General features: G+C 64.9%; 14 protein-coding genes. 3 read left to right on the forward strand and 11 right to left on the reverse strand.

The window, feature by feature from the left end:
* From CRJ03_RS07065 to CRJ03_RS07080, 4 genes are all read right to left on the reverse strand, one after another.
* Positions 1-1,104 carry a cytochrome D1 domain-containing protein gene (locus CRJ03_RS07065; protein ID WP_104018326.1) on the reverse strand — a complete coding sequence of 368 codons (1,104 nt, stop codon included), beginning with the start codon at positions 1,102-1,104 and terminating at the stop codon, positions 1-3.
* A gap of 161 nt (positions 1,105-1,265) precedes the next feature.
* The gene (locus tag CRJ03_RS07070; RefSeq protein ID WP_104018197.1) at positions 1,266-1,565 is read right to left on the reverse strand and encodes a c-type cytochrome; all 300 of its coding nucleotides are present in this window, start codon (positions 1,563-1,565) and stop codon (positions 1,266-1,268) included.
* Positions 1,558-2,325 (reverse strand): uroporphyrinogen-III C-methyltransferase, encoded by a 768-nt coding sequence (cobA, locus tag CRJ03_RS07075; protein ID WP_104018198.1) that lies wholly within the window; start codon positions 2,323-2,325, stop codon positions 1,558-1,560. Before cobA ends, CRJ03_RS07070 begins: the two co-directional genes overlap by 8 nt.
* Before the next feature lie 82 nt (positions 2,326-2,407).
* Complete coding sequence (locus tag CRJ03_RS07080) at positions 2,408-4,165, reverse strand: cytochrome D1 domain-containing protein (protein WP_104018199.1); 1,758 nt, start codon at positions 4,163-4,165, stop codon at positions 2,408-2,410.
* Between the two features lie 238 nt (positions 4,166-4,403).
* Between CRJ03_RS07080 and CRJ03_RS07085 the strand changes: the two genes are divergently transcribed.
* The 3 genes from CRJ03_RS07085 (at position 4,404) to CRJ03_RS07095 (ending at position 7,740) form a co-directional block, all read left to right on the forward strand.
* Positions 4,404-6,320: a NosR/NirI family protein gene (locus tag CRJ03_RS07085; protein ID WP_240611591.1), complete on the forward strand. Its 1,917-nt coding sequence runs from the start codon at positions 4,404-4,406 to the stop codon at positions 6,318-6,320.
* Between the two features lie 149 nt (positions 6,321-6,469).
* Positions 6,470-7,177 carry a Crp/Fnr family transcriptional regulator gene (locus tag CRJ03_RS07090; RefSeq protein WP_104018200.1) on the forward strand — a complete coding sequence of 236 codons (708 nt, stop codon included), beginning with the start codon at positions 6,470-6,472 and terminating at the stop codon, positions 7,175-7,177.
* Positions 7,174-7,740 carry a DUF4202 domain-containing protein gene (locus CRJ03_RS07095; RefSeq protein ID WP_240611592.1) on the forward strand — a complete coding sequence of 189 codons (567 nt, stop codon included), beginning with the start codon at positions 7,174-7,176 and terminating at the stop codon, positions 7,738-7,740. The genes CRJ03_RS07090 and CRJ03_RS07095 overlap by 4 nt, the downstream gene beginning before the upstream one ends.
* Here the strand turns inward: CRJ03_RS07095 and CRJ03_RS07100 are convergent.
* From CRJ03_RS07100 to fghA, 7 genes are all read right to left on the reverse strand, one after another.
* On the reverse strand, positions 7,737-8,006 hold the full coding sequence (locus CRJ03_RS07100; RefSeq protein WP_104018202.1) for a nitric oxide reductase F protein: 270 nt from the start codon (positions 8,004-8,006) through the stop codon (positions 7,737-7,739). The genes CRJ03_RS07095 and CRJ03_RS07100 overlap by 4 nt on opposite strands.
* Before the next feature lie 5 nt (positions 8,007-8,011).
* Positions 8,012-8,560, reverse strand: coding sequence for a cytochrome c oxidase subunit 3 (locus CRJ03_RS07105; protein WP_104018203.1), 549 nt, complete (start codon positions 8,558-8,560; stop codon positions 8,012-8,014).
* A complete protein-coding gene (locus CRJ03_RS07110; RefSeq protein WP_104018328.1) occupies positions 8,557-10,494 on the reverse strand; it encodes a nitric oxide reductase activation protein NorD in 1,938 nt (645 codons plus the stop codon). The genes CRJ03_RS07105 and CRJ03_RS07110 overlap by 4 nt, the downstream gene beginning before the upstream one ends.
* Positions 10,495-10,503: 9 nt before the next feature.
* The gene (locus tag CRJ03_RS07115) at positions 10,504-11,316 is read right to left on the reverse strand and encodes a CbbQ/NirQ/NorQ/GpvN family protein (protein WP_104018204.1); all 813 of its coding nucleotides are present in this window, start codon (positions 11,314-11,316) and stop codon (positions 10,504-10,506) included.
* Positions 11,317-11,321: 5 nt separating this feature from the next.
* On the reverse strand, positions 11,322-12,686 hold the full coding sequence (locus tag CRJ03_RS07120) for a cbb3-type cytochrome c oxidase subunit I (RefSeq protein ID WP_104018205.1): 1,365 nt from the start codon (positions 12,684-12,686) through the stop codon (positions 11,322-11,324).
* 15 nt (positions 12,687-12,701) lie between these two features.
* Positions 12,702-13,154 carry a c-type cytochrome gene (locus tag CRJ03_RS07125; protein WP_104018206.1) on the reverse strand — a complete coding sequence of 151 codons (453 nt, stop codon included), beginning with the start codon at positions 13,152-13,154 and terminating at the stop codon, positions 12,702-12,704.
* Between the two features lie 228 nt (positions 13,155-13,382).
* Positions 13,383-14,216: an S-formylglutathione hydrolase gene (gene fghA / locus CRJ03_RS07130; RefSeq protein ID WP_104018329.1), complete on the reverse strand. Its 834-nt coding sequence runs from the start codon at positions 14,214-14,216 to the stop codon at positions 13,383-13,385.
* Positions 14,217-14,224: the final 8 nt, after the last annotated feature.

A 14,224-nucleotide genomic window follows, 5' to 3' on the forward strand; every position in this document is an offset into this window, starting at 1 on the left:
CTAGAGCCCCGTCTTGTGCGCGCGGGCGGTGAAGAAGATGCCCGATGGGTTCTCGGCAGCGATCTCACGCAGTTTCTCGAAGCTCTGCGTGTCGTAGACCATGATCTTGCCGGCATCGCGCACCGACAACCATACCTCGTGGCCGCGCGCGGTGAACTCCATGTGCAGCACACCAGGGCCAGGTTTGAACGTGCGGATGACCTGCTTGGTCAGCGTGTCGATCACCTGGATGGTGTCGTTATTCGGGTGGGCGAAATTCACCCAGACATGGCGACCGTCGGGTCGTGCCATCGCGAACACCGGCTGACCGTGGACGGCGGTGCGCCCGCTTTCCTCGAGGCTGCGCGCGTCGACCCAGAGCACTTCGTGCTGGCCCATCGCGGGCAAGGCGAACTCGTGTCCGGCAAGCGCCCAGCCTTCCAGATGCGGCATCTTGTAGACCGGCAGCCCCTCTCGCCCCCGTGCATAGCCAGGCAGTATCGGGCGCGGCGTGGGGTCGTCCTGCCACAGGTCGAGCGCGGTCAGGTGATCCTCGCCGAAGAGCCCGGCGATATAGGTCCGCCCGTCACCCGTGACGAGTGCGTCATAAGGATTGCTGCCCATGCCGCTGATTCTGGTGATCTGCAGGGTCTCGCCGCTGAGATCGGCGATCCATGTCTCGCCCTTGTCCCACAGCGAGAAGACGAAGCGCGTACCGGGAATGTCCACCAGCCCGATGGTCTTGGAGCCGGTGGGGATGTCGGCCATCATTTCCAGCGTTTCGGCGTCGAACACCCGCACGCCGCCCGGCTCGTAATTCGACACGGCGACATAACGGCCATCGTCCGATATTGCCCCGCCGATGGAATTGCCCGCCTGCATCACGCGCGCCACGATGCGTCGTTCGAGGATATCGACCTTGGTCAGTCCGCCATCGCGGCCAAAGACATAGGCAAAGCGCTGGTCGGGCGAATAGACAAGGCTCGCGTGGCTCAGATCACCCAGGCCATCGATCCGCCCCAGCCGCGCGCGCTCGGACTGATCCACGACCAGGAGCGATCCGCTCGCGCGCTCCACCACGAGGCCGAGGTCGCCCGTGGCTTGCGCCTGCGCGCCCGTGGCCATCGCAGTGCACAACACGACGGTCACCGCGTTCAGCAGGTGTCGGAAATGGGTATTTTTGCCAAGAAGAAGCGCAGGGCCGGTTTCATCTTTCTCCAGATACTCCGGGGAAGTCGCCCGCTGGGCGACGGGGGCAGCGCCCCCGAACAAGCGTCGGATCCGGGTCATTCGTGATCTCCGTTCAGCAGATACTCGGCAATCCACCTTGCATCCTCCTCGCTTAGCAGCGGGCGCCAGGGCGGCATCGGCGTGCCGGGGACGCCGTCGAGGATGACGGCGGCGAGGCTTTTGTCGTCGTGATGCGCAAGGGTCCGCGCGCGGATATCCGGCCCCAGCCCTCCGCGGAGCGTCAGCCCGTGGCATGAGCCGCAATCCTGCAGCACCAGCCGTTTGAGCGCGGCGGCATCCGGATCGGCGAGCGCCGGCGTCGCGGCCAACACCAGTATCAGCGCCGCCCTATTCACCGGCCATCACCTGCGGCAGGTCGGCCGGCAGCGGGACGTCATGGTAGAGCGACACCACGTGTCCGAGGACGAAAAGCACCGGCGCGGCCATCAAGCGAGCGGCCATGTCGGTGCCGATCCGGTCGAGCCGCGAGAGTACCCGTGCCTCGCGCGGGGTAGTGGCATTGGCGACCGCCAGCACCGGCAAGGTTCCCGGCAGGCCCGCGCGCATCAGGTTGAGCGCGATCTCGGCGATATTGGCGGCCCCCATGTAGATCACCAGCGTGGTGTCCTCGCAGGCCAGGCTCTTCCAATCCAGATCGAGCCGCGCGTCGCGGGCGCGGTGACCGGTCACGTAGCGCACGCCGGTCGCGAGCCCGCGATGGGTGAGCGGAACGCCGGTCGCCGCCGCCATACCCTGCGCGGCGGTGATGCCGGGGGCATACTCCACCTCGATACCGTGGGCGGCGAGATAGGCGGCCTCTTCCGAGCCGCGCCCGAAGATCAGCGGGTCGCCGCCCTTTAGCCGGGCAACGGTCAGGCCCTCGCAAGCAAGCTCGCACAGGATCTCGTTGATGCGTTCCTGCGGCACGGTATGGCATTTGGGCGCCTTGCCTACCGGCACCATCCGGGCATCTGTTGGAGCGAGGGCGAGGATTTCCGGCGAGACCAGCCGATCATAGACCACTGCGCCGGCGGTTTGCAGCATCCTGCGCGCACGCACCGTCATCAGGTCTGCCGCGCCGGGGCCTGCGCCGATCAGATAAACCTTGCCTGTCATTGTCCTGGCTCCTCGGCTTGGCTCGGGGTTCATTCGGGAAAGGTGCCGGGGATCCGCCCTCACGGAACCCCGGCGGCGCGCGTCAGTAGACGTCGGCGCGCGTGTTGTAGACGTTGAACTTGCCCGTGGGCGTGATCAGGCGTTCGTCCTTGATCACCTTCTTGAGCTCCAGCGTCTTGTCGTCGATCACCACGAGGGCCGATTCCTTGTCCGCCGCGTTCCAGACCGAGAACCATATTTCATCACCGGCCTTGTTGAACTCGCCCTGCACCACGCGGGGCTGGCCATCGGTGATCCCGGCCCATTCCACCAGCGGCAGAACGGTGTATTCGGGTTCTTCCTGCGCGAGGTCGGCCACATCGAACACGACGACCGAGCCTGACACTTCGGCATCCGGATTGAGCGGCGCATCGACATAGAGGTGCTCCGATTCCGGGTGTGTCTTGACGAAAAGCGACCCGCCGCCCATCGCATAGACCTGCTGCACCATTTTCCAGGCATGCTCGGGATGGTCCACGGGATCGGTGCCGATCATGGCGACGGTTTCATCGCCAAGGTGCGAGGTGACCCAGACCGGCCCGTAGGTGGGGTGGTCGATATTGGCCCCCCGGCCCGGGTGCGGGGTGAGGCCTTGCGTGTCGATCACCGCCTCGACATCGCCTTCCTTGGTGTCGAGCACCACCACCTTGTTGCGCGCGTTTGCCGCCGTCAGGAAATAGCGCTTGGTACTGTCCAGCCCGCCATCGTGCAGAAAGCGTTCGGCCTCTACCTCGGTAATTTTGAGGCTTTCGATGTTGGAATAATCCACCAGGTGAATCTTGCCGGTTTCCTTGATGTTGACGATGAACTCGGGGTTATAGTGCGACGACAGGATCGCCGCGACGCGCGGCTCGGGGTGGTAGGTCTGTTCGTCATAGATCATTCCGCGGGTCGACTTGATCTTGAGGGGCTCCAGCGTGTCGCCATCCATGATCACGTATTGCGGCGGCCAGTAGCTGCCGGCGATCGCATACTTGTCTTCCCAGCCTTCCATCTTGGATGTCTCGACCGAGCGCGCTTCGGTTCCGACCTTGATCTCGGCCACCGTCGCCGGGGTCTCCATCCACAGGTCGATCATGTTGATCCTGGCGTCGCGGCCAATCACCAGCAGATAGCGGCCAGAGGCCGAGATGCGACTGATATGCACCGCATAGCCGGTGTCGATCACCGCCTTGATCTCATAGCTGGCCCCGTCGATCAGGGCGATTTGACCGGCATCGCGCAGCGTGACCGAAAACAGGTTGTCGATGTCGATATCGTTCATCTTCTCGGTGGGCCGGTCCCCGGGGGCGATGTGTACCTTCCAGCTTGCCTGCATCTCGGGCATGCCGAATTCCGGTGGTGCGGCGGGATCCAGAAGCAGGTAGCGCGCCATCATGCCGACCTCGTCCTCGGTCAGGTCGCCCGAGGTGCCCCAGTTGGGCATGCCGGCGGGCGAACCGTAGGTAATGAAATCGCGCAGGTATTCAAAGCCGTTCTCACGGGTAATGTCTGTGGTCAGCGGCTTGCCGGTTGCGCCCTTGCGCAGCACGCCGTGACAGCCCGCGCAGCGTTCGAAATAGATGGTGTTGGCCTTCTGGTATTCACTTGGTGTCATCACCGGGTCGCCGGGTTTGCGCCCCGGTATTTCGACCTGAAGCTGGCCGAGCGTGGTCATGCTGGGCTCATAGGCGGCCGCGGGGCCGTCAGCATGGTCGGCGGGCTTTGCCTCTTGGGCCTGGGCGCCTGAGATGGCCAGCCCGAGGGCGAGGGCCGCGCTTGACAGCAGCGTGGCGCGCCATGTGGCTTTCCTGGGTATCATTTGGGTTTCTCCAATTCCGCTGGTGAGGCAGGGTAGAGCCTGCGTCGGGTGCGGGGTGATCTCCTTGACCAAAGTCAACGCTCGCCGCTCGACCTGGCGCGACAAGCGGTGGATGATGCGCGCGCTCCTAGTTTTTTGTCTGATCGCTCTTTTGTGGCCCTTCGGGTCCTTATGGGCGCAGGGCGTGGCGCGACCCGGCTTAGAGCGGACGATGTCTCCTGCCGTTCCCACCCGCGAGATGGCCGCCGAACTCCTTGATCTCGATGGGCCGCTGAGCGTGACCTGGCAGGACGAGGCTGTGCCGGGCTGGCAGGTCTCCGGGCGGACAGGTGTGGTGGGCTTCATTGCCTCGACTTGGGAGGTGACGCGCTCGGTGGGTTATTCGGGCCGCCCGCTGGATATGCTCGTGGCCGTGGACATGCAGGGCCGTATCGCCGGGGCGCGGCTCATGCGTCATGCCGAGCCGATCCTGACGCTGGGTCTGGCGGACGATGACATCGCGCGCTTCGTCGGTGGCTTTGCCGGGGTCGATCTGGCCGATCCGGGCGGCCCCGGCCCGGGGCCGGATATGCCTGACATCATCTCGCGCGCCACAGTCTCCACCGGGGTGATCCGCGATTCGATCCTGCGCACCGCGCGCACGTTGGCCATCGCGCGCGGGTTGTTGCCGGGCGGCGGGATCGACCGGGTGACATATAAGCCCCGCGACTGGGCTACGCTGATGGGGCAGGGGGCCATCACAAGCCGCAAGGTAACCCTGACCGAGGCGGCCGAGGCGCTGGCCGACGCTAAAGTGCCGGTGCCGACGGGCGATGCGCCTTTCATAGAGCTATACGCGGCCCTGCTCGATCCGCCCATGATCGGTCGCAACATCCTGGGCCAACAGCAATATACACGCGCGGTGGGGGCGCTTGGCCCCGGGGAAACCGCGCTTTTCGTCGCCTCGCGCGGGCTTTACTCGCATCGCGGCACCGCGTGGCGTCAGGACGGCGTGTTCGACCGGCTGACGGTGGTGCAGGGGGAGGCGCGCATCGCGCTGGTCAAGTCCGGCTACACCCGGATCGACGAGCTGGCCATCGAAGGCGCGCCCGAGTTCAAGGAACGCAGCATTTTCCGCCTGCCGGGCGACGGGTTTGACCCCACGCAGCCCTTCACGTTGGAATTGACCGCCACCCGCGCCACAGAGACGGGCGAGGCCAGCTTTACCACCGATCTGGGTTACGCACTGCCTGCCGCCTATATCACCGAGCCGCCCGCCGAGCCCGCCCCGCTCTGGCAAGAGCGTTGGCAGGAAAAGCGACTTCAGGTCGCCTCCGTCATGGGCATGATGGCCGCGCTCACGCTGATCCTGCTGGCGCAGGAATGGATCGTCCGGCGCAAACGGCTGTGGCTGGGGCTCCGGCTGGGATATCTCACGCTCACGCTCGTGTGGCTTGGCTGGGTGCTGGGTGGGCAATTGTCGGTCGTGCAGGTGGTGGCTTTCGTGCAGTCGCTGCTTTCGGGCTTTCGCTGGGAGACCTTCCTGATCGAGCCGGTGATCTTCACGCTCTGGTCCGGCGTGGCGCTGGGCCTGCTATTCTGGGGGCGCGGGGTATTTTGCGGCTGGCTCTGTCCGTTCGGGGCGCTGCAGGAGTTGACAAACCTCGCCGCGCGCCGTCTGGGCGTGCCGCAGATTACGGTGCCGCACGCGGTGCATGAGCGGCTCTGGATCATCAAATACACGCTCTTTCTGGCGATCCTCGCGCTCAGCTTCTACTCGATGGACCTGGCGCTGCGTCTGGCCGAGGCGGAACCGTTCAAGACCGCCATTTCTATGCGGATGATGCGCGCCTGGCCGTTCGTCGCCTTTGTTCTGGTGCTGCTTCTGGCGGGGCTCTTCATCGAGCGGTTCTATTGCCGCTATCTCTGCCCGCTCGGCGCGGGGCTGGCGATCCCGGCGAAGTTACGGGTCTTCGACTGGCTGCACCGCCGCCCGCAATGCGGCCGCGAATGCCGACTTTGCGAGACGAAATGCACCGTCGGCGCGATCGATCCGCTGGGGCGCATCAACCCGAATGAATGCGTGCTCTGCCTGCGATGTCAGGTGGTGATGAACGATCCGGGGACGTGCCCGGTGCTCAAACGTCGCCAACGCCGGACCGAAGCCCCCACATGATGGCCGGTCCCGTGAGGCCACTCTTCGGCAAGGTCCTGACAGGAAAACCGAAACGTTGACAGGGACAGCCTGTCTGCCAATGGACCGGCGGCAGCCATTGCGCTAAGACTCGAGGCGAAGAACGTGCTCTGGTCGGTGGTTTGATCCTCATGAAGAAATCCGAGAGTCTAGAGATCGCGAAAAGATCGCTGCTGTTGGCCAACCTGCCGGAGCAGGTGACCGACGCATTGCTGTGCGATGCGTCGATCCGTGAGTTCGCCCGGGGAGAAACGGTTTTCCTGCAGGGAGAGAACGCGAGCGTGATCCACGTGGTTCTAGACGGGTGGGTCAAGCTTTACAGAATTGCGCCGAATGGCAGCGAGGCCGTCGTCAACGTGTTTACGCGAGGCCACAGCTTTGGCGAGGCGGTGGCGTTTCGGATGCAGCCCTATCCGGTGTCGGCCGAAGCCGTGACGGATTGTGTTCTCATGCAGATTCCGGCGCGTCGTTTCATCTCTATCCTGCATCGGGAACCGGAAGTGGCGATTGCCGTTCTGGCCTCGACCTTCCAGCACCTGCACGATCTTGTCGGGCAGGTCGAGCAGATCAAATCGCAGACCGGCGCGCAGCGTGTTGCGGATTTCCTGATACATCTTTGCACCCGCGATTCAGGGACCTGCGTGGTGACGCTGCCTTATGACAAGGTGCTGATTGCCGGGCGGTTGGGAATGAAACCCGAGAGCCTGTCGCGGGCATTTGCCAAGCTGAAACCCGTTGGAGTGCACGTCGCACGCCACAACGCCACCATAGACGATATCGAGGCGCTGCATGACTATGCCGAAAGAGATCCGGCAGACGCATGGGGCAAGGCACTGTGAACAGGCTCGAAATTGCCCTCGCCGCGATTGATGCGGCCAACGCGCACGACCCCGACACTAAAGAGGGGCAACCGGCCGCGCAGCTTTATGGCCAGAGGATGAGCGCGGAGTTGTCCAGGCTGTTTCCCGATGCCTCGGAGCCATTGCAGATCGCCGCGCGGGGTCAGCATATCGAACGCTGGATCATGAGAAGGCAGGAGTTTCCGGAGGGGCGTGCCGGGTACCTGGAATGGCGCACCGAGCTTGCCAAACATCATGCCAAGCGCGTGGGCGAGATCATGCAGCGCGCGGGCTACGACCGGGCCGACGCCGAGCGCGCGGGCCGCATGATCCGCAAGGAGGGCATCAAGCGCGACCCGGAGGTGCAGGCGTTGGAAGATGTCATCTGTTTCACCTTCCTGAAGTGGTATTTCGCCCCCTTTGCGCCCACGCAGGACCCGGAAAAGCTCGAAAGGATCGTCGTCAAGACGGCGCGCAAGATGTCGGCGCAAGGGCGCGCGCGCGTGCTTGACGAGTTTGATCTTCCCGAGACATTCGCCGCGGCGTTCCGGCCCCGAGCCTAGCCCAGGCCCGGCGCGAGGTAGAGGCCGAGGAGGACGAGGCAGAACAGGGCGAGCGCGATCTCGAACCCGCGCCGCCAGAATGGCGCCTGCGCCAGCCCGAGGTATTGCGCGAGGATCACCCGGGCCTTGAGCCATGCGAGTGTCAGGATGGACGCCCCGGCGATCGCCGTGAGGCCCGGCGGCCAGAGCCAGAGCGACAAGGCGGTCGAGCCGAGGCTGAGCCCGATCAGCACGGCCCAGGCGCGCAGCAGGGGATTGCGGGGCATCGCGGTCACCTCAGCAGGTAGATGACAGGAAAGAGCAGCACCCAGACCAGATCGACCATGTGCCAGAAGGCCGCCCCCGCCTCTATGTTGCGGGGCGCGTCCTGCCATGCGACCAGGGTGAGAACCACCACCCCCGCCACAACGTGCGCGGCGTGAAAACCGGTGAGCAGGTAGTAAAAGGTAAAGAACGGGTGCGTGTCCCAGGCGATGCCCGCGCCTGCCTTGGCCGCGTACTCCACGGATTTGATGATCAGGAACACCACGCCCAGCAAGGCCGCACCGAGAAGCGCAAGACGCGCCATGCCGCGCCGGGCGCATTCGCTCTGACGCAAGGCGAAAGCGGCGAGTGCGCCGGAAGTAATGAGCACGACAGTGTTGACCCCCGCCCAGGTGCGGTAGAGCGCGTCCTGCGCCGTGGCAAAGCCCGCAGGGTCCGTGATCCGCACGGCGAGAAAGGCCGCGAGACCCGCGCCGAACACCAGCAGCTCGCTGACGATCAACACCCAGACCATCAGATCGCCGGGCAATTCGTCGAAAACGCTTGTGTCGCTCATGCACCGACCAGTTCGCGGTAGATCATCGGCAGTGCCTCGGTCAGGCGTTCGGGGTGTGGGATCACGTGAAAGCCGCCCTGCCCGAACATCCGCGCGAACCAGCTTTTGGCCTGTTTGTCTACGGTGATGCCAAAGACCGACTGCCCGGCGCGGCGCGCTTCGCGCACTGCCATCGCGGTGTCCTCGATGCCGTGACGGCCCTCGTAATGGTCGAGGTCGTTGGGCTTGCCATCCGTGATGACCAGCAGCAGGCGACGCTTGCGTGCCTGTTGCGCCAGACCGGCAGATGAATGGCGAACTGCGGCCCCCAGGCGGGTGTAAAAGCCGGGGCGAAGCGCTCCGATGCGCTGCTCGACCATCCCGGTCATTGGTTCGGCGAAATCCTTGCAGGTCTGGATATAGACGCGGTCGCGCTTGAGCGACGAAAAGGCGTGGATGGCGAAATCGTCGCCGCAGGCATCCAATCCCCAGGAGAGTGCCGCCAGCGCCTCGCGTTCGATGTCGATCACGGCGCGGTCACCCACCGCGCTTTCGGTGGAGCGCGACACGTCGAGCAGGATCGACACCGCGAGATCGCGCGCGATGGGGCGGGTTTGCCGCCATATGCGGTTGGTGCCCGCGCCGTTGGCCAGGATATCAACACGCGCGCGCACCGCGGCCTCCAAGTCGAGCTCGTCACCATCCAACTGGCCGGGGATCGAGATGCGCCCGGGGCGCAGCGCCTCGAACTGGCGTTTGACATGGGTGATGCGGCGCGCGGCGCGCGGGTCTTCGCGAAAGGCGGGGACGCAGTCCACCGGCTCCGCCATACTGTCGAGAACGCGCACGTGATCGGGCAGGTAGGCGCCGATGCGCGTGTCCCATTCGGGGTAGAGCGTGACGCCGGAAAGGCGTTCACGGTCGACGTCTTCCGGGGCGAGGTCAAGGTGAAGCTTTAGCCGCGTGGCCGGGGCCTTGGAGATCTGCCCAAGGCCGATTTCCTCCTGGTCGTCGGCGGCCTTCTTGGCCGAGTCGGGATCGTCGTCATCGACCCGGCGGTTTAGGTTGAGGAACTCGGCCCAGCTCAGGATCGCCTCGAACTTGTGCAGGATCAGGCTGTCGCGGCGATCGGCTTGATCGGCCTTGCGGCGGCGCGCGCGGTGGGTCTTGTTCGAGCCCTCCTCGGGCGGGCCGTCGGCATCGCGGCTTTCGACCTCGTCGCGGGCCGAAAGGATCAGTTCGCGCAGGTCGGGCCAGAGCGCGACGGGCCGGTAGGGGCGATAGCCGCGTGGGGCGGTGATGGTGGGGAGGTCGCCGGTCTCCACCGCCGTCTTGAAGGCTTGGGCGCGGTCGCAGAGCGGCGCGGGGTCGCCCAGCAGGTGCCGGATCAGCGCCTCGGTCGCCGCCTCGGTGCGCGGCAGGCCATTGGCGGGGCGATAGTGCAGCGTGGCCGAACAGAGGCCATTGTAGAGGTCGCGCAGCCCCGGTGCGGCGGTGAGCGCGGCGCGGGTCATCTCATGCGCCGCGCGCAAGGATAGCAGGTCGGCGCGCAGCGGGTCTGGGTCGGTCGCGGGATCGGGCGCATGGGCCACAGCCGCCGCGAGCCAGAGGTAGAGCGCGCCATTGGCCTCGCGCGAGGGAAAGAGCGCCAGGGTATCGGGCAGGCGCAGCACCTCGCCGTCGAAACTGGCGCGCGGGGTGCGTTCGGCCTCGGTGCCCAAGCGGCGCAGGAACCGCAGGCGGTGGCGCGAAACCTCCGGCGAGACCGGCCTGATTTCGACCGACGGCGCGCCGCCCAGCCCGCGGAAAAAGACTGCCAGCCGCCCGCTGACCTCAGAGAGGTCAACCGCGGCTCCGTGATGCACCTGCGGCGCATCGAGGCGACTGGCAAAAGCGTGCCACAGCTTCCCGACGGTTTCTTCGGGCTCCCATGGCTCGATTTCGATCCCGGTCATGGCCATGCCTCACCCAAAGACGGCCGTCACGAGATCAAGGAGCCCGCGTTTGATATCCGCGTCATCGGTCAGGGGCTGGATCATCGCCGCCTCGATGGCGCGCTCGACCGGCATTCCCGTGGCGATGAGGGTCGCGGCGTAGATGACGAGACGGGTCGAGACACCCTCCTCAATGTCCTGACCCTTGAGGGTACGCAGCTTGCCGGCGAGGCGCACGAGGGCGCGGGAGCGCTCCTCCGGCAGACCGGATTCGCGGCTGACGATCCGGGTTTCCAGATCGGGGGCGGGAAAGTCGAACTCCATCGCGACGAAGCGTTGCCTTGTGGAGGGCTTAAGCGTTTTCAGGATGTTCTGATATCCCGGGTTGTAGGACGCCACGAGCATGAAGCCCGGCGCTGCCTCGATCTCTTCGCCGGTGCGGTCGATGGGCAGGATGCGGCGGTCATCGGTGAGCGGGTGCAGCACCACGGTCACGTCCTTGCGGGCCTCGACCACCTCGTCGAGATAACAGATCGCGCCCTCGCGCACCGCGCGGGTGAGCGGGCCATCGACCCAGACCGTCTCGCCACCCTTGAGCAGGTAGCGCCCGATCAAATCCGCCGCCGAGAGGTCATCGTGACAGGCCACGGTATAAAGCGGGCGGCCAAGCGTTGCGGCCATATGCGCCACGAATCGGGTCTTTCCGCAGCCCGTCGGCCCCTTGAGCAGTACCGGCAGGTCGTTCTGGCTCGCCGCCTCGAACAGCGCGCATTCCCCGCCTTGTGCGAGGTAGAAGGGGGCGGTGGCCGCCCCCTTTTGTTGCAGGGTCATATCTCCGTCCATCGGTCTCACTCCGCTGCGACCGAAGGCTCGGCCGAGATGATCTCGCGCCGCGGTACGGCCAGAGAATAGATCAGCAGGACGACGCCGATGAACACCACCACGCCCGCGCCAAAGCGCATCCAGTAGAAGATTGCGATCTGGTCCTGGACGTTCATGTAATATTCGCCCAGCACGCGCTGCATATGCGTCTGCACCGTGCCCGCGAAGGTCAGCGTGAAGGTCATGAAGACCATACCGCCCGACATGAGCCAGAACGCCGCCATGTTGAGCACCTGGTTATAGGGATCGCGACCGCGCAGGATGGGCAGCGCGTAGGTGAAGATCGCAATGTTGAGGCAGACATAGGCGCCGTAGAAGGCGAGGTGCCCGTGCGCCGCGGTGATCTGCGTGCCGTGGGTGTAGTAGTTGACCCCGTGCAGCGTGTGCAGGAAGCCCCAGACGCCTGCGCCGAAGAAGGCAAGCGTGGCGCAGCCCAGCGACCACAGGAGCGCCGCCTTGTTGGGGTGGTCGCGCCGCCCCTTCCAGACCATGACGAAGGCAAAGGCCATCATCGCGAAGAAGGGGATCACCTCCAGCGAGGAGAAGACCGAACCTATCCACTGCCAGTAACCCGGCGTGCCGATCCAGTAGTAATGGTGCCCGGTGCCGAGAATGCCAGAGAAAAGTGCCGCGGCGACAATGACATAGAGCCATTTCTCCACCACCTCGCGGTCCACGCCCGTGAGCTTGAGCATCAGGTAGGCGAGGATCGAAGCCATGATCAGCTCCCACACGCCCTCGACCCAGAGATGGACGATGTACCACCAGTATTGCTTGTCCACGGCGAGGTTGTCAGGGTTGTAGAAGGCGAAGAGAAACAGGAGCGCCAGCCCCCACAGACCCAGGAGCAGGATGTTGGAAATCGCCGTCTTGCGGCCCTGAAGCACCGTCATCGAGACGTTGTAGAGAAAGATCAGCGCGGCGACGACGATGCCGATCTTGACCCAGACCGGCTGTTCGATGAATTCGCGCCCTTCCTTGCCCAGGAGCCAGTGCCCCTCGAACAGGTTGAAGAGATAGGTCACGACCACGCCCAGTGTGCCGACCACAAGAATGATCAATTGCAGGTATGCCAGCTTGGGCGAGTGGATTTCGCGCTCGGCCTCCTCTGGGATGAGGAAGTAGGCGGCCCCGAAAAAACCCAGCAATAACCATACGATGAGAGAGTTTGTATGCAGCATTCTGAGCGTGCTGAACGGCACCAGTTCGCTTAGGAAATTGGGGCTGACATAGACCCAGCCCACCAGCAGGCCGCCGATGATCTGGATGAGAAAGAGCGCGAGCGCCACCGAGAAGTAGGCCAGCGCGATTTTCTGCGTTTCGTATTTCATTCGTCCGGTCCTTTCTCAGCCCGCGTCATTGGGCGGCCAGCCCTGTGCGTCGATGGAATCGACCCAGCGCAGGAAATCGGCGAGCCCGCGGGTCTCTTCCTCGGTCAGCTCGAAATAGGGCATCTGGCGACGCCCCTCGATGCCGCTGGGTTGCGACTTGATCCAGCCGTCGAGCATCTCGTAGGCTCCGTCCGGGTCGTCGGCCACGCCCCAACGGGTAGTGACATTTGCCAGTTCAGGCGCAAAATATGCGCCCTCGCCCATGATCGAATGACAGTTGATGCAGGTCTTGTCTTCCCAGACCTTTTTACCCAGCGCGACGCTCTCGGTCAGGGTCTCGGCGTTGGTCGAGGTGGTGGTGATGTAGCGATGCGAGTGCACCGACAGACCCACGAAGATGATGATGAAGAACAGTGACCCCCCGTAAAATATGTTTCGGGCCATGCTCTTGGTCATGACTTCGCGCATGATGATCTCCTTTGCGCGTTGATGCGTGTGCGGGGACACTGCGTCGGGCGCGCGGCGTGCTCCTTGACAATTGTCAACGGCGGCGCGCGAACGAGCGGCGCTGGCGCACGGGCGACGGGCCCGGCGACCGCGCTCGCTGGTGGCAGATGGATCAGGGATGAACCTGCAGGTTCAAGGCGCGAACCGCACGGTTCGCCCCCGAACGGCGCGCGGTTGGTTTACGCGCTGTTAGTCGCGCCAGAGGGCCTCGGCGTGAAAGCCGACATGCTCTTCCATGAACGTCGCGATGAAGAAGTAGCTGTGGTCGTATCCCGGCTGCATCCGGAAGCTGCCCTGCTGGCGGCGGCCGATGGCGGCGGTGGCGAGGGTTTCGGGGCGCAAAAGATCGAGGAACTGGTCGGAGGTGCCGGTATCGACGAGCATCGGCCCGTCAAAGCCGCGTTCGGCCATCAGCAGGCTCGCGTCATGGGCGGCCCAGGCGCTCTCGTCCGGGCCGAGATAGGCGGCGAACTGCTTGCGGCCCCAGTCGCCGCCGGTGGGGTTGCAGATGGGCGAGAAGGCCGAGACCGAGCGGAACCGCCCCGGAAGCGACATCGCCAGCGTCAGCGCCCCGTGCCCGCCCATCGAGTGGCCGGTGATGGCCTGCCGGTCCATGTCGAGCGGAAACTCGGAGGCCAGAAGCGCGGGCAGCTCCTCGGCCACGTAATCCCACATGCGGAAATGCGGGGTCCAGGGTTCCTGGGTCGCGTTGACATAAAAGCCCGCCCCCTGACCGAGGTCAAACGCCTCGTCGTCGGCCACACCCTCGCCGCGCGGGCTTGTGTCGGGGAACACGAGCGCGATGCCCTGCTCGGCGGCCCAGCCCTGTGCGCCGGCCTTGACCATCGCGTTCTCGTGCGTGCAGGTCAGCCCCGAGAGATACCACAGTACCGGCACCGGGCCGCTCTGCGCCTCCTCGGGCAGGAATAGCCCGAAGGTCATGTCGCAGCCGCAAACCTCGGAAGCGTGGGTGTAGACGCCCTGCCTGCCGCCGAAGCAGGCGTTTTCGGAAACCGTGTGCATCATGGTCC

The sequence above is a fragment of the Roseovarius nitratireducens genome (assembly GCF_002925845.1).
Classification (GTDB): Bacteria; Pseudomonadota; Alphaproteobacteria; order Rhodobacterales; family Rhodobacteraceae; genus Roseovarius; species Roseovarius nitratireducens.

What these genes read in the sequence shown, in the direction of transcription:
- CRJ03_RS07065 (WP_104018326.1), bottom strand. Translation starts at nt 1,104, where the DNA reads ATGGCCACGGGCGCGCAGGCGCAAGCCACGGGCGACCTCGGCCTCGTG.
- cobA (WP_104018198.1), bottom strand. Translation starts at nt 2,325, where the DNA reads ATGACAGGCAAGGTTTATCTGATCGGCGCAGGCCCCGGCGCGGCAGAC.
- CRJ03_RS07080 (WP_104018199.1), bottom strand. Translation starts at nt 4,165, where the DNA reads ATGATACCCAGGAAAGCCACATGGCGCGCCACGCTGCTGTCAAGCGCG.
- CRJ03_RS07085 (WP_240611591.1), top strand. Translation starts at nt 4,404, where the DNA reads ATGGCCGCCGAACTCCTTGATCTCGATGGGCCGCTGAGCGTGACCTGG.
- CRJ03_RS07090 (WP_104018200.1), top strand. Translation starts at nt 6,470, where the DNA reads ATGAAGAAATCCGAGAGTCTAGAGATCGCGAAAAGATCGCTGCTGTTG.
- CRJ03_RS07100 (WP_104018202.1), bottom strand. Translation starts at nt 8,006, where the DNA reads ATGCCCCGCAATCCCCTGCTGCGCGCCTGGGCCGTGCTGATCGGGCTC.
- CRJ03_RS07105 (WP_104018203.1), bottom strand. Translation starts at nt 8,560, where the DNA reads ATGAGCGACACAAGCGTTTTCGACGAATTGCCCGGCGATCTGATGGTC.
- CRJ03_RS07110 (WP_104018328.1), bottom strand. Translation starts at nt 10,494, where the DNA reads ATGACCGGGATCGAAATCGAGCCATGGGAGCCCGAAGAAACCGTCGGG.
- CRJ03_RS07115 (WP_104018204.1), bottom strand. Translation starts at nt 11,316, where the DNA reads ATGGACGGAGATATGACCCTGCAACAAAAGGGGGCGGCCACCGCCCCC.
- CRJ03_RS07120 (WP_104018205.1), bottom strand. Translation starts at nt 12,686, where the DNA reads ATGAAATACGAAACGCAGAAAATCGCGCTGGCCTACTTCTCGGTGGCG.
- CRJ03_RS07125 (WP_104018206.1), bottom strand. Translation starts at nt 13,154, where the DNA reads ATGCGCGAAGTCATGACCAAGAGCATGGCCCGAAACATATTTTACGGG.
- fghA (WP_104018329.1), bottom strand. Translation starts at nt 14,216, where the DNA reads ATGCACACGGTTTCCGAAAACGCCTGCTTCGGCGGCAGGCAGGGCGTC.